The sequence below is a fragment of the Fervidicola ferrireducens genome (assembly GCF_001562425.1).
In the GTDB taxonomy this organism is placed as follows: domain Bacteria; phylum Bacillota; class Thermosediminibacteria; order Thermosediminibacterales; family Thermosediminibacteraceae; genus Fervidicola; species Fervidicola ferrireducens.
The window spans coordinates 33,922-48,565 of record NZ_LOED01000007.1 but is presented as its reverse complement, the minus strand read 5'-3'; the positions used below and the strand labels follow the sequence as shown (position 1 = coordinate 48,565).

Here is a 14,644-nt window from a genome sequence, read left to right as displayed (position 1 = left end):
TGGATAGTATATTTCTGAGAGTTGCTGTAAGTTTTAGAAGGAGGAAAATGGATGAGGATAGTCGACATAAGGGCCCTTGAAGGGCCCAACATTTACAGCCCGAAACCGGTCGTAAGGATGCTGGTGGACGTAGGAAAGTGGGATGACGTTTCCACAAAAGATTTGGGAGGATTTAAAGAGAGGCTTCTAGAAAAACTCCCCGGCCTTGCCCTGCACCATTGCTGCTTTGATAGACCCGGCGGCTTTCTGATAAGACTTGAGGAAGGGACGTACCTTCCCCACGTTATAGAGCACGTGGCCTTGGAGCTTTTAAACCTCCTGGGCCAGGACGTAAAATTCGGCAGGGCCAGGTGGTGGGAAAAAACCATCTACAGCGTAGTGTTCGGCTATGAGGGGAAATATGCGGCCCTTGAGGCCGGAAAGCTTGCCGTGCGGTTAGTCGAGGACCTCATTTGCGGAAAGGATGTGGACCTTCCGGGGGAGCTTTCGAAGATAGAGCGTTACTCGGCGGAAATGGAATTGGGCCCAAGCACCTCGGCCATAGAAAACGAAGCAAAAAGCCGCGGCATACCCGTTACCAGGATTGGTGACGGGAGCCTCCTCATCTTAGGCTACGGGGCCTTTCAAAAAAGGGTGGAGGCTACCCTGACGAACCGGACGAGCTCGGTTGCAGTGGATATAGCCTGCGACAAAATTTTGACTAAAAAAATGCTTTCACTGGCGGGAATTCCCGTTCCGGATGGTATCCCGGTTTACACCGAGGAAGAAGCAGTAAAGGCCGCCGAAGAAATTGGTTATCCGGTGGTGGTGAAACCCGTGGACGGAAATCAGGGCAAAGGTGTGAGCCTGAATTTAAAAAACGAGAAAGAAGTGAGGGAAGCTTTCCGTATAGCATCCGGGTACAGCCCTAAAGTCCTGGTGGAAAACTACATCCGGGGCAGGCATTACCGGCTGCTCGTGGTGGACGGAAAATTCGTCTGCGCCGCCGAGAGAATACCGGCCCATGTGGTGGGGGACGGAATCCACAGCATAAGGGAACTGATAGAAATAGTGAATAGCGATCCCAGGAGGGGCGAAGGGCACGAGAAACCCCTCACCAAAATAAAAATCGACCCTGTGGTGCTGCGGGTCCTGTCAAAGCACGGCTATACCCTCGATTCGATCCCCGAAAACGGACAAGTCGTTTTCCTCAGGGAAAACTGCAATCTCAGCACCGGCGGCACTGCCAGAGATGTGACGGATCTGGTGTGCCCGGAAAACAAAACCCTGGCCGAAAGGGCTGCGGCCATGGTGGGACTGGATGTGGCCGGAATAGATGTGACAACAGAGGATATATCGGTGCCCATCGAAAAAAGCGGGGGTGCGGTGATAGAGGTCAATGCGGCGCCGCGAATCAGAATGCACCTTTATCCTTCCGAAGGGGAGTCCAGGCCTGCGGCAAAAGCTATAGTTGACATGCTTTTCCCGGGGACCCCCCCGAAATTTCCACTGGTGGCGGTTACCGGCACCAACGGGAAGACCACGACCGTCCGGATGATAGCCGGCATTTTGGCGCATCACGGTTTGAAAGTTGGTATGACCTGCACCGATGGCGTTTATATCGGAGAACTATGCGTAAAAAAGGGCGACTGCAGCGGGCCTGAAAGCGCCAGGATGGTGCTTTTGGATCCTTCGGTGGAAGCGGCAGTCCTGGAAATCGCAAGGGGAGGCCTAATACGCGGCGGACTTTCATACGACAAAGCCGACGTGGGCATAATCACGAACATAACCGGTGACCATCTGGGACAGGATGGAGTTCATACCCTCGAGGACCTGATTTTCGTAAAGTCGCTGGTGGCAGAACAGGTAAAACCCCAAGGGTATGCGGTGCTCAATGCCGACGACATCGCTTCGGTGGAGGTGAGAAAGAGGCTAAAGGGTAACGTAATCTTTTTCAGCCTCGAGGAGGACAATCTCGTACTCCGGAAACACCTTTGCGAAGGAGGGCGGGGCGTTTACGTAAAGGACGGCGTCATCGTTTTGCACTCCGAAAAGGACTTTTTACCCTTGATGAAAGTGGCCGAAATACCGGCAACGTTGGGCGGAAAAGCAAAGCACAATGCTCAAAATGCGCTGGCTGCGGTGGCCGCGGGCTGGGCTTTGGACGTGCCTTTCGAAACCATAAAAAAGGCCCTTTTGGCTTTCAAATGCGACGAAAACAATAACCCCGGACGCTTGAATATAATAGATGGCGGCCGCGTGAGAATAATCCTCGATTACGGTCACAACCCTGCCGCGCTGGAAGCAGTTATAGCAACCGCCAAAGCCATGAATCCTGCACGCATGATAGGGGTTATAGCAAGTCCGGGGGACAGGATGGACGATGCTATCGTAATGCTGGGGCAAGTGGCGGGACGGGGTTTTCAGCGACTGGTTGTAAAAGAGGATGAAGACCTGCGGGGCCGGAGGCCCGGCGAGGTGGCATCGCTGCTCGTGCGGGGAGCTTTGAGCGCCGGATTGAAAAAAGAACAGATTGATGTTATCTTAAAAGAGAGCGAGGCCATAGCTTTTGCGCTTGAAAACGCCCGGGAAGGCGACCTGGTGGTTATTTTTTATGAAAAATACGAAACCGCCGTGAAAACCATAAGGGAAGCGCTCAGAAGCCGCATGGAGAGCCCTGCTGTGGCAGGCATAGTATAATTATTTTTTTTAAAAAGAGCAGGATTTTGATATTTTTCCCTGAAATATATAATAGAGCTTTTTTAAAGTGAGGGAGAGGATTTGCACACGGTTGAGCTGGAGGCAAAGGCCAAGATAAATCTGACGCTGGATGTGCTCTACAAAAGGCCCGATGGTTACCACCAGGTAGAAATGATAATGCAGGAGATTTCCCTGAAGGATCACCTGGTTGTTTCCCTTCTGCCCGGGAAGGATATAAGGATTGTGAGCAATTCTAAAGCCATCCCTGACGGTGAGGCGAACCTTGCCTTCAAGGCCGCCAAACTGCTTATGGACGAATTTGACCTCGATGCGGGGGTTGAAATAAAAATCTTTAAGGAGATTCCCGTTGCGGCAGGGCTCGCCGGAGGAAGCGCCGATGCGGCAGCGGTTTTAAAAGGCATGAACGAGCTTTTTGATCTGGGTCTTACGACGGAAGACCTGATGCGATTCGGGGAAAAGCTTGGTGCTGATGTGCCGTTTTGCGTCATGGGAGGTACGGCTCTTGCCTGCGGTAAAGGGGAAGAGCTAACCCGCCTCCCTGCCGTTCCGCCTGCAAGCCTGGTTTTGATTAAGCCTCCCTATTCCGTCTCCACCAGAGAGGTGTATAATAGACTGAAAATTAATTCTATTAGAAAAAGACCCGACACCCAGGCCGTAATAGAAAGCATAAAAAAAGGAGATCTGGAGGGAATCTCGAGAGGCCTGTGCAACGTGCTGGAGGAGGTTACCTTTGCAAAACATCCGGAACTCGAAAAGTTTAAGGAGATGCTAAAGGCGAGGGGGGCTTTTGGAAGTCTTATGTCAGGCAGCGGCCCTGCTGTATACGGTATTTTTGAGGCAAAAAAGGATGCCGAAAAAGCGGCCGATTCGTTGTCGCTTCCGGGGTGCAGAATTTTAATATCCTGCATGGGTTAGGAGGGAGAAAAATGGTCGGGAAGTTCAGGTCAATCAGGCTGGACAATTACAAGCCCTTGAGGGAAATCGTGTTCGAGGTCTTGAGACAGGCCATAATCTCGGGGGATTTAAAACCCGGAGAGAGGCTGATGGAAGTTCAGCTCGCCGAAGAAATGGGCGTTTCCAGGACGCCCGTGAGGGAAGCCATACGCAAGCTGGAACTGGAAGGCCTGGTGGTGATGATCCCCAGAAAGGGGGCGTACGTTGCGGGACTGTCCCTGAAGGATGCCGCCGATGTATTCGAGATAAGGCAGGCTCTGGAAGGCCTTGCCGCCGCGCTGGCAGCGGAGCGAATAACCGAGGAAGAAATAGACAGCCTCGAAAAAATTCTGGTGGAAATCAACGAGGCGGCGGAAAAAGAAGATGTGGATATGGTGATAAAAAAAGACGCGGAGTTTCACCAGGTATTATTCAAGGCAACCCGCAACGACAGGCTGGTGCAGATAATAAATAACCTGAAAGAACAGATAGACCGCTTCAGGGTTCAGTCCTTCGCCAACAAAGCGAGAATAAAGAGTCTGATGGATGAGCACAAAAAGATAGTGGAGGCCATAACCGAAAGGAACGTGGAACTTGCCAAAAAATTGGCGGAAGAGCACATAGAAAAGGTGGAGAACAACGTGATGAACATATTGAGAAAACAGTTGAATATGGAGGATGAACTGCCATGCTGAAGGCCTTTATTTTGGCCGGAAGCGGGAAGAGCGACAAGTTGAAAGAGAAAGAAGAAAGCCCGAAGGCCTTGATTAAAATCAACGGGCGCGAGATGATTCTTTACATCATAGATGCCCTGCAAAAGCTTGATTACATCGAAAAAATCGTAGTGGTGGGACCCGAAAAAAAGCTGAGATCGGTACTTAAAAATTTCGATGTTGACGTGGTGGAGGAAGGGGCCGAACTCATAGATAACGTGATGAAAGGGCTGGAGTGTTTTTCTGATGAAGACGAAGTCTTAATTATAACTTCCGACATTCCGATGATAACCCCGGAAGCCCTGGATGATTTCATAAAAAGGGCAAAAGAATTAAATGCCGATTTTGCATACCCCATAATTCCGAAGGAGGATACGGAGAAAAAGTATCCGGGGGTGAAGAGGACTTACGTCAGGGTTAAAGAGGGGACCTTTACCGGTGGCAACGCGGTTTTAGTCAGAGTTGGCAGTGCGAAGCGCTGCCTTGACAGAGCGAGGGAATTTTTCCTTTACAGGAAAAGTCCGTGGAAACTTGCCGGTATTTTGGGAATTCCCATAGTGCTGAAATTCTTACTGGGACGGCTTACCATTTCCGAAATCGAAAAGAGGGTTTTCGAACTCTTTGGCATAAACGCCCGGGCTGTAATAAGCAGGTTTCCCGAGATAGGCAGCGATGTCGACAAGGAAAGCGACCTGGAGCTTGCCAGGAGAGTATTGGCGCGGGAGGTTGTTCCATGAGGCGGAGCAAAAGGCTAGTGCTTTTATCCAAATTCCTGAGCGATAATCCCAACCGCATCTTCACATTGAAATTTTTCGGCGAAAAGTACGATGCGGCCAAATCTTCCATAAGCGAAGATTTGAACATAATCAAGGATGCCTTTTACGAAGGCGGAGAAGGCGTGTTGGAGACCATTCCCTGCGCGGCGGGTGGCGTCAGATTTCGCATTAAAAGACCACAAAAAGAAATCGAAAATTTTCTTTCCGAACTGTGCAGCGTTTTATCCGACCGGTCCAGGATAATCCCCGGGGGTTACCTTTATATGACGGATATAATATTTTCGCCGGAGTATTCTTCCAGGATAGGCGAGATTTTCGCCCAAATTTTCGTGGAAGAAGAACCATCCTGCGTCCTTACCGTGGAGACTAAAGGCATACCTCTGGCTTTGATGACGGCAAAAGCCCTGGGAGTGCCTCTGGTGGTGGCGAGAAGGGACAGCAGGGTTACCGAAGGACCTTCGGTGAACATTAGCTATGTCTCGGGTTCCAGCCAGAGGATTCAAAATATGGCGTTACCCACCAGGGCCCTGTCAAAAAATGCCAGGGTGCTGATCGTCGACGACTTTATGAAGGGCGGAGGTACCGCCCGAGGCATGATGGAGCTTGTAAGGCAGTTCGGGGCGGAAGTGGTGGGAGTGGCGGTATTGGTGACGACGGCCCTGCCGGCGGAAAAACTGGTGAAAAACTATATCTCGCTCATGGTGCTTGAAAAAATCGATGCTGAACTGGGCCAAATAAACTTAAAACCCGTCAAATTTCCGGCAAACGAAGAAGGAATTTGATAATTTTTATAGAACTACTAAAAAAACGGGGTCAGGGAGGGCGGGGCCTTGGAGGTAACCGACGTCCGTATAAGGAAGGTAGAAAATGAGGGCAGGATGAAGGCCATAGTTTCGGTGACGTTCGACAACGAGTTTGTGGTCCACGATATAAGGATTATAGAAGGGGAAAAAGGCCTTTTCATCGCCATGCCCAGCCGCAAAACCGCAAGCGGCCGTTTCAAAGATGTGGCCCATCCCATAAATAAAGCTTCGAGGGCCAAGATTGAGCGGGCCATTTTAAAACAATATGAAGATGATGGTGGAAAATAATATAGGGCAGTTCCTGTCCTATATTTTTCTTTTTGAAACCAGAAAGGATTTTTACGAAAAATGTCGAAGTACGAGAAGGTTTGTGTTTTGGAATGAACGATATGGGGGGAAACGGGCTGTGGATTTTACTGCGGTTATTCTGGCAGCCGGCGAAGGAACGCGAATGAAGTCCGGCATACCTAAGGTGCTCCACAAAGTATGCGGTGTTCCAATGCTGGGACACGTGATTTCTCAGGCCAGAGAGGCCGGGGCAAAAAGAATAATTGTGGTGGTGGGTAGGGGTGCCGAGGAGGTAAAAAGGGCTTTTGAAGGGCAAAGCGTGGAATTTGTCCTGCAGGCCGAACAAAAAGGCACGGGCCATGCCCTGCAGCAAACAAAAGATGCCGTAAAAGGGGAAGACACCCTCCTTGTGCTTTACGGAGACATGCCGCTTGTTACCAGCGAAACCTTAAGGTCCATGGTCGAATTTCACAGCCGGAACCTGGCCGCGGCGACGGTGATGACGGCGAGGGTGAAGGACCCTGCGGGTTATGGGCGGATTATAAGGGAAGGGAATAGGGTGCTCGCCATAAAAGAAGAAAAGGATGCCTCGCCGGAGGAAAAGGCCATCGACGAAATAAATTCTGGGATTTACTGCTTCAGTAGGGAAAAGGTTTTTGACGCGCTCCGGCAGGTAAATAATAACAACGTGCAAGGCGAATACTACCTAACGGATGTGGTGGAGATACTGAACCGGCAGAGAGAAAAGGTTTTAGCCTATGAAGTTCAAGACCCGAGCGAGGTGCAGGGGGTAAACGACAGAAATCAGCTGGCGCAGGCGCAGGCTGTAATGCAAAAGAGGATAATTCATCGCCTGATGGCGCGGGGAGTCACCTTTTTGAACCCCGACTCTTGTCTTGTGGATGCCGGAGTTGAAATCGGAAGGGATACCATCATTTACCCGGGCGTCATCCTGGAGGGGAACACCAGGATAGGAGAATGTTGCACTATCGTGGGCTACAGCCGGATAATAGACTCCAGCATAGGTAACAATGTGGAGATTACCATGTGCCATATAAGAGAAAGCGTAATCGAAGATGGAGTGAAAATCGGGCCCTTTGCCAATCTGCGTCCGGGGACCCATTTGATGCCGGGGGTCAAGGTGGGCGATTTCGTGGAGATTAAAAACAGCAAGGTTGGCGAAAACTCAAAAGTGCCGCACCTTTCTTACGTGGGAGATGCCGATATAGGGAACAATGTCAACATCGGCGCGGGAGTGATTTTCGTAAACTACGACGGCTTTAAAAAGCACAGAACCGTGGTGGAAGACGAGGCTTTCATAGGGTGCAACTCCAATCTGATTGCCCCGGTGAGGATCGGGCATGGCTCCTATATAGCCGCCGGCTCTACGGTCACCAGGGATGTGGAGGAAGGCGCCCTGGCAATAGCCAGGTCGCGGCAGGAAAACAAACCCGGATGGGTGAGGAAACGCAAAGAACGCGAAGGAGGAGATAAAAGCGATGGAAAACAGGCTTGAAATTTTTACGGGCAACGCCAATGTGGAACTTGCACGGGAGATAGCCCGGAACCTGGGGATAGAGGTAGGGGATGCGGTGGTAAACACCTTCAGCGATGGGGAAATACAGGTCAAGATTAACGAAAGCGTAAGGGGTGCCGACGTCTTTGTAATTCAGCCATTGAGCTATCCCGTGAACGACCATTTGATGGAACTTTTAATAATGTTGGATGCTTTTAAAAGGGCTTCGGCATGGCGCATCACGGCCGTAATACCGTATTACGGTTATGCGAGGCAGGACCGGAAAATAAGGGCGCGCGACCCCATAACCGCAAAGCTGGTGGCAGACCTCATCTCAACTGCGGGTGCCCACAGGGTATTGACTATGGACCTGCATGCGGGCCAAATCCAGGGATTTTTCAATTTTCCCGTGGACCACTTGATGGCGGTGCCGATACTGGCCGACTACTTCAAGAAAAAGGGAATAGAAGAACCGGTGGTGGTGTCGCCCGACGTGGGCGGAGTGACCAGGGCGAGGGAATTGGCCACGAGGCTGGGGGCGTCCATCGCCATAATAGATAAGCGAAGGCCCGAACCCAACATGGCGGAGGTAATGAACGTAATAGGAAAGGTGAAGGGCAAGACCGTCATAATGATAGACGACATCATAGATACGGCGGGCACTATAACGCTGGGGGCCCAGGCGCTGCTGGAACACGGGGCAAGGGAAATTTATGCCTGCTGTACCCATCCGGTGCTGTCGGGGCCGGCCATCGAGAGGCTTTCCGCATCGCCGATAAAGGAAGTGGTGGTGACTAACACCATACCCTTGAGAGAACACCAGAAGATAGAGAAAATCAAGGTTTTGTCGGTAGCCCAGATATTTGCAGAAGCCATAAAACGCATCCACAACAACGAATCGGTGAGCACTCTTTTTGATTGATATTGATTTATGACGACAAAAAGGTTATACTAATGTTCGTAATTAAGAAAGGAGGAAGGATGATGGCTCAGGTAAGTCTTGCGGCCGAGGAGCGAAAGCTTGCTGGAAAAGGCCATTTGAACGAACTCAGGAAAAGCGGCAAAATACCCGGGGTGCTTTACGGAAAGAACATAGAGACAAAAGCTGTCGCCGTGGACGCCAAAGAAATAAATAAATTATTCAAGACTCACGGCGAAGGCGTGCTTATCGATTTAATACTGGGTGAGGAAAAATACCCGGTTATCATTAAAGAAATCCAGAGGGACCACTTAAAGGGCGTTATTACCCACATAGACTTTTACCGGGTGTCCATGACGGACAAAATCGAGGTGGACTTGCCCATTATTCTGAAAGGCGAGCCGGAGGGCGTCAAGGCCGGCGGCGTGCTGCAGCACCAGCTGCATGAACTGACTATAGAAGCCTTACCGGCCGACATACCCGAATTCATCGAAGTGGACATTTCTCACCTTAAGATAGGCGATGTTTTGATGGTTAAGGACATCAAGCTGAGCGACAAGATAACGGTCCTCGATGACCCGGAAGAAGTGGTCGTCACGGTGCTCGCACCGGCCATGGAAGAAGAGGAAGCGCCCGCCGGAGAATCTGCGGAGCCGGAAGTAGTGAGCAAGGGCAAGGAAAAGAAAGAGGAGTGATTTTGGCGCAACAAACGTTGCGCTTTTCTTTTACCGGAGGTGGAAAGTGTTGTTTTTGATAGTTGGACTGGGGAATCCCGGCAAAGAATACGAGAATACCAGGCACAACGTGGGTTTTATGGTCCTTGAGAAAATTTCGGAAAAACTCGGAGTAAAGGTGGACAGGATTAAGTTCAAGGGACTCTTCGGGGAAGGTATTTGGGGAGGAGAGAAAGTCCTCCTGCTGAAACCCATGACTTTCATGAACCTTTCTGGCGAAAGCGTAGAGGAGGCGCTGAGGTTTTATAAAGTCCCTTCAGAAAACCTCATTGTAATTTACGACGACATGGACCTGCCGGTTGGGAAGCTCAGGATAAGGCGAAAGGGCAGCTCGGGTGGACACAAGGGCATGGAATCCATAATATCCCGCATATCCAGCGAGGATTTCCCTAGAGTAAGGGTGGGTATCGGAAGGCCGAAAGGCGATGTGGTGGACCACGTGCTGGGAAGTTTCGGACCCGAGGAGAAGCAAGCTGTGGAATCCGCAATAGAAGCTGCGGCTGAAGCTGCCCTCACCATAGTGAGGGAGGGAGTGGAAGAGGCCATGAACCGGTATAACGGATTTACACCTTAAACCATATATTGTTATAAAAGGCATACAGTTACCTGGAATTAAACCACATCCCCTGTTATAATAAAATACTGTATTTTGGTTTAAACAACTTCCAGAGGGAGAGGGACATGATAAGGTTAGAGAGGCTTACCGAAAAACCGATTCTTGAGCCAAAACGAAACGGGGAAGCGGAGAGCGAATGGGAGAGGGCGGCGGTGTTCAACTGTGCTGCCATTTACGACAACGGCCTTTTCCACCTGATTTACAGGGCCTCGAACATAGGCCCTCACGAGAAATACGGGCGGTACATTTCGAGGTTGGGTTACGCGGTAAGCACCGACGGCCTGAATTTCAACAGGCTGAGGGCTCCAATAATCACCAACGACCAGCCTCACGAACAGAGGGGCTGTGAGGACCCACGGGTAGTCAAGATTGGCGATACCTATTACATGATGTACGTAGCATTCGGCGGAAGATTCGACGGCGACTGGCGCATTTGCCTTGCGACTTCCAAAAACCTCATTAAGTGGGAAAAACACGGAATAGTGCTCGACGAGCCCAATAAAAACGCCTCGCTATTCCCGGAAAAAATAAACGGAAAGTTCGTCATGCTTCACCGCAGATACCCGAATATATGGATAGCTTTCTCCGAAGATTTGAAAGCGTGGCACGACCATAGACCCATATTGGAGCCCATCAAGGGCACGTGGCAGAGCGCCAGAGTAGGCATAGCCGGCCCTCCCATAAAGACTGAAGACGGCTGGTTTTTGATATACCATGCGGCCGACTCAAAAAACACGTACAGGCTGGGAGCGGCCCTTTTGGACCTCGAAGATCCTTCGAAAGTTTTAGCAAGGCAGGAAGAACCCATTATGGAGCCGCAGCTTCCATGGGAAAAAGAAGGGTATGTCCCGAATGTAGTCTTCAGTTGCGGACATGCTGTAAAGGGCGACGACATATACGTGTACTATGCAGGGGCGGATAGCGCTATAGGCGTGGCATATTTAAACAAAGCAGACATAAAGTTTAGGAGGGCGAGAGCTGTAGCATGATAAAGCCGGCGGAAAAACGCCGGCTTTTAAAATTGTCACCGTCTTATGAGGACACGATTTCAACATCTTTTTATTGCGCTATGGGGAATGTGGGGATATAATAAAGTCAGAAAATATAAGAAATTCATAAAATAATGTCACCAAGAGTCGGTGACAAAATTTAAGAGGAGGGTGGATGATGAGGGCTAAAATTCAAGCTTTCGGAAGATTTTTAAGCGGCATGGTCATGCCCAACATCGGCGCCTTCATAGCGTGGGGTCTTATTACCGCGTTCTTCATACCCACGGGTTGGATTCCCAATGAACACCTGGGCAAATTGGTAGGACCCATGATCACTTACCTGCTTCCCCTGCTCATAGGCTATACGGGCGGAAAGATGGTGCATGATGTGAGGGGCGGCGTGGTCGGCGCTGTGGCTACCATGGGCGTAATCGTGGGCTCTGACATACCTATGTTCATGGGTGCGATGATAATGGGGCCACTGGGCGGATACGTCATAAAAAAGGTGGACGAAGCACTGAAGGACAGAATACCGGCCGGATTCGAAATGCTGGTGAACAACTTTTCTGCAGGAATCGTGGGCATGATAGTCACGCTGCTGGCATATTCTGCCATAGGCCCGGTGGTTTTAGGTCTCAACAAGGTCCTGGCTGCAGGAGTTCAGGCCATAGTAAACATGGGACTTTTACCTCTTGCTTCTATATTCATAGAGCCCGGCAAAATACTGTTTTTAAACAACGCCATTAACCACGGGATTTTGGGACCACTGGGAGTGGCGGAAGTCGCCCAGAAAGGCAAGTCCATTTTCTTCTTACTCGAGACTAACCCGGGACCCGGTTTGGGAGTGCTCCTGGCCTACTGGCTCGTGGGCAAGGGGATGGCTAAGCAGTCTGCGCCCGGAGCGATAATTATACACTTTTTTGGCGGAATCCATGAAATTTACTTCCCCTACGTACTCATGAATCCGATACTGGTAATCGCCGTGATTTTGGGCGGGGCTACCGGCGTATTCACCTTTGCCGCCCTTGGTGCGGGACTTGTGGCGACTCCGTCGCCGGGAAGCATCTTCGCGGAAATAGCCATGGCCCCCAAAGGCGGCCTCATTCCGGTGCTGGCAGGTATCGCGTTTTCGGCTCTGGTGTCCTTCCTGGTGTCTTCGCTGCTTCTCAAGCGTTTCGGTCAGGACGAAGAAGACCTGGAGGCCGCAAAGCAGATGGTAAGCCAGCTTAAAGGCGGCAAGGTACATGATGCCGCAAAAGGGACAAAAATAAGAAAGATAGTGTTTGCCTGCGATGGCGGCATGGGTTCTTCGGCCATGGGTGCTTCGGTCTTGAGAAGGAAAATCAAGGAAGCCGGTTTGGATATAGAAGTAGTGCACACCGCCATAAACGAAATACCGGATGACGCCGATATCGTGATTACGCACAGAGAACTCACTGCGAGGGCTAAAGCAAAAGCCCCCGGTGCAGAGCACGTATCCATCGAAACTTTCGTGAACAACCCGATATACGATGAACTGGTCAAGAGGTTGAAAAAATAACGAAAAAAGGAAATAATATGGAGTAACAGCTCAAAGCTGTTACTCTCATTTTTTCAAGATGGTGATGAACGTGGATTTTACAAGGCGGGAAAGGCAAATAATAAAGGTGCTGCTCGAAGGGCAGGCCACTGCCGAGAAGCTCTCGAACATTCTGAGAGTGAGCAGGCGAACGATTCTCAGGGACTTACCCGGGCTTTCCGAGAAATTGAAACCCTTTGGGATAAAACTCAACAGAAAATCAGGGAAGGGCATCAGCCTGGAAGGCGAAAGCGATTCGCTGGAAAGTCTGAAGCGGGAGATAGAGAAAGATTCCGAAGATGAAAGGATAACTCCGGGCGAGAGGCAGAAGCTTATCATTCTGTTTTTGCTGGAGAACAAGGGGCCTCAAAAACTATACAGCCTGGCAAGGGAGTTTGGAGTTACGGAAGCCACGATAAGCAACGATCTGGACAAAGTTGAAGAGGTGCTCTCCGGGTACGGATTAAAGCTCATGCGCAGACCGGGAATGGGGGTCTGGATCAAAGGCCCCGAAAAAAACATAAGGCACCTCATAACCGAGCTTTTTTACAAGTACTTCGACGAAGCCCGGCTGGTGAGGCTCATAAAAGATAATCTGCAGGGCGCCGTGAAGAGCGAAGATTGGATGGAAAGGATAAAAAACAGGTTTTTTGGTTTTATAGAGAAAAATTGGCTCGAAAGCATAGAAGGCATTTTGAAAAAGACCATGGAAGAAAACGGAATGAACCTGGCGGACAGTGCTTATGCCGGATTGCTGGTTCACATAGCCCTTGCCCTGGAAAGGTTGAAAAACGGTGAGGTTATATCCATGGACGGCGCCCTCCTTTCTACATTGAAAGGGACAAAGGAGTTTGAACTGGCAGCCCGGCTCGCGGGTAAGCTGGAATCAGCCTTTGGAGTAAAAATTCCCGAAGAGGAACTCGGCTATATAACCATGCACCTTTTGGGGGCCAAGCTCCGCGCGGGGTACGATGACTCCAGGGAACTTTTTGCAATGGACCACCGGGAAGCGATGGAAGCTTCATTAGAAATTTTGAAAGAAGCGGGCAGGGAACTGAAACGGGACCTGGTGAGGGATGCACGGGTCGTCGAAGACCTGGCCATGCACCTGAAGCCCGCGCTTGTAAGGATGAAGATGGGAATGGAAATCAGAAACCCCATTCTTTCCCAGATAAAAGACGCATACCCGGACCTCATATTGGTGGCTGAAAAGGCAGCTCGGGTTTTGGAAAAAAAGTTCGGCGTTCGGGTTCCGGAAGAGGAAATAGGCTACATCGCCATGCACATAGGTGCTGCCCTGGAGAGGGAGAGGGAAAGGGAAAGGGCCGGGGTGGTGCTGGTATGCCCGAGCGGCATCGGAAGCGCCAGGATGCTGGCAAGCCGCATAAGAAAGGAACTGCCGGATTTGGAAATCATCGATGTGGTATCGCTGCTGGATTTGGAAAGGACTCTGGAAAGACACCCCGAAACGGAGGCTGTAATATCTACCGTGCCTTTAGAAGAAGACCGGTTGCCGGTAATCGTGGTATCGCCGCTTTTGTCCTCCGAGGATGTGGAAAATATCAGGGCTTTTATCAGGAAGAGGACTTTTTCGGATAAAAAAAGCTGCGAAAGGCAAAAGGCCGGCGGGAATATGGTATTTGAACTCTTGGAATATTTTTTGGTAGAAACAGTAAGTGCGGAAAGCTTTGAGGAGCTCTTGGATGCCATAGAGGAGAAGATAAGGGCAAAGCCAGGAATCATTTCTGCATCAGAAGTAAAAAAGGATATTCATGAAAGAGAATTGAAGTCGGGGACTGCCGTGCCCGGGGCGGGAATCTCGGTGCTTCACGCCAGGACCGCTGGGGTGGAAAAGCCTTTTTTGGGGCTTTTTCGCCTGGAAAGACCTCTTAAGATGAAAAATATGGATGGTGAAATAGAGGATGTCAAGGCATGTCTTTTAATGCTCCTTCCTAAAAAATCTTCGCCGAAAGAGATGGAGATAATGGGACGTATAAGCGCAGCCCTGATAGAAGAAGAAGGCTTCGTCGAATTGCTTAAATTCGGCGCTGATGTGGAAGTGATAAGGTCATTTATTAGAATTTTAAAATGAGGGGGTA

General features: G+C 50.3%; 13 protein-coding genes. All 13 read left to right on the top strand.

Annotated features, from left to right (window positions below; genetic code table 11):
- Nucleotides 1-51: 51 nt before the first annotated feature.
- Nucleotides 52-2,679: a cyanophycin synthetase gene (gene cphA, locus AN618_RS04215; protein WP_066352466.1), complete on the top strand. Its 2,628-nt coding sequence runs from the start codon at nt 52-54 to the stop codon at nt 2,677-2,679.
- An 81-nt stretch (nt 2,680-2,760) separates the two neighbouring features.
- Entirely contained in the window at nt 2,761-3,615 is an 855-nt protein-coding gene (ispE, locus tag AN618_RS04210; protein ID WP_066352464.1) for a 4-(cytidine 5'-diphospho)-2-C-methyl-D-erythritol kinase, read from the top strand.
- Nucleotides 3,616-3,626: 11 nt separating this feature from the next.
- A complete protein-coding gene (locus AN618_RS04205; protein ID WP_066352457.1) occupies nt 3,627-4,328 on the top strand; it encodes a GntR family transcriptional regulator in 702 nt (233 codons plus the stop codon).
- Nucleotides 4,325-5,083 carry an NTP transferase domain-containing protein gene (locus tag AN618_RS04200; protein ID WP_066352540.1) on the top strand — a complete coding sequence of 253 codons (759 nt, stop codon included), beginning with the start codon at nt 4,325-4,327 and terminating at the stop codon, nt 5,081-5,083. The genes AN618_RS04205 and AN618_RS04200 overlap by 4 nt, the downstream gene beginning before the upstream one ends.
- Nucleotides 5,080-5,904 (top strand): pur operon repressor, encoded by an 825-nt coding sequence (gene purR, locus AN618_RS04195; protein WP_066352455.1) that lies wholly within the window; start codon nt 5,080-5,082, stop codon nt 5,902-5,904. Before AN618_RS04200 ends, purR begins: the two co-directional genes overlap by 4 nt.
- Nucleotides 5,905-5,952: 48 nt before the next feature.
- A complete protein-coding gene (gene spoVG / locus AN618_RS04190; RefSeq protein WP_066352452.1) occupies nt 5,953-6,213 on the top strand; it encodes a septation regulator SpoVG in 261 nt (86 codons plus the stop codon).
- Nucleotides 6,214-6,331: 118 nt separating this feature from the next.
- A complete protein-coding gene (gene glmU / locus AN618_RS04185; RefSeq protein WP_222926309.1) occupies nt 6,332-7,729 on the top strand; it encodes a bifunctional UDP-N-acetylglucosamine diphosphorylase/glucosamine-1-phosphate N-acetyltransferase GlmU in 1,398 nt (465 codons plus the stop codon).
- On the top strand, nt 7,713-8,651 hold the full coding sequence (locus tag AN618_RS04180; protein WP_066352451.1) for a ribose-phosphate diphosphokinase: 939 nt from the start codon (nt 7,713-7,715) through the stop codon (nt 8,649-8,651). The genes glmU and AN618_RS04180 overlap by 17 nt, the downstream gene beginning before the upstream one ends.
- Nucleotides 8,648-9,343, top strand: coding sequence for a 50S ribosomal protein L25/general stress protein Ctc (locus AN618_RS04175; protein WP_245628393.1), 696 nt, complete (start codon nt 8,648-8,650; stop codon nt 9,341-9,343). Before AN618_RS04180 ends, AN618_RS04175 begins: the two co-directional genes overlap by 4 nt.
- Before the next feature lie 49 nt (nt 9,344-9,392).
- Nucleotides 9,393-9,956, top strand: coding sequence for an aminoacyl-tRNA hydrolase (gene pth, locus AN618_RS04170; RefSeq protein WP_066352446.1), 564 nt, complete (start codon nt 9,393-9,395; stop codon nt 9,954-9,956).
- A gap of 107 nt (nt 9,957-10,063) precedes the next feature.
- Nucleotides 10,064-10,987 (top strand): beta-1,2-mannobiose phosphorylase, encoded by a 924-nt coding sequence (locus AN618_RS04165; protein WP_066352444.1) that lies wholly within the window; start codon nt 10,064-10,066, stop codon nt 10,985-10,987.
- 175 nt (nt 10,988-11,162) lie between these two features.
- The gene (locus AN618_RS04160; protein WP_066352443.1) at nt 11,163-12,527 is read left to right on the top strand and encodes a PTS mannitol transporter subunit IIBC; all 1,365 of its coding nucleotides are present in this window, start codon (nt 11,163-11,165) and stop codon (nt 12,525-12,527) included.
- Between the two features lie 58 nt (nt 12,528-12,585).
- The gene (locus AN618_RS04155) at nt 12,586-14,637 is read left to right on the top strand and encodes a BglG family transcription antiterminator (RefSeq protein WP_066352442.1); all 2,052 of its coding nucleotides are present in this window, start codon (nt 12,586-12,588) and stop codon (nt 14,635-14,637) included.
- Nucleotides 14,638-14,644 lie beyond the last annotated feature (7 nt).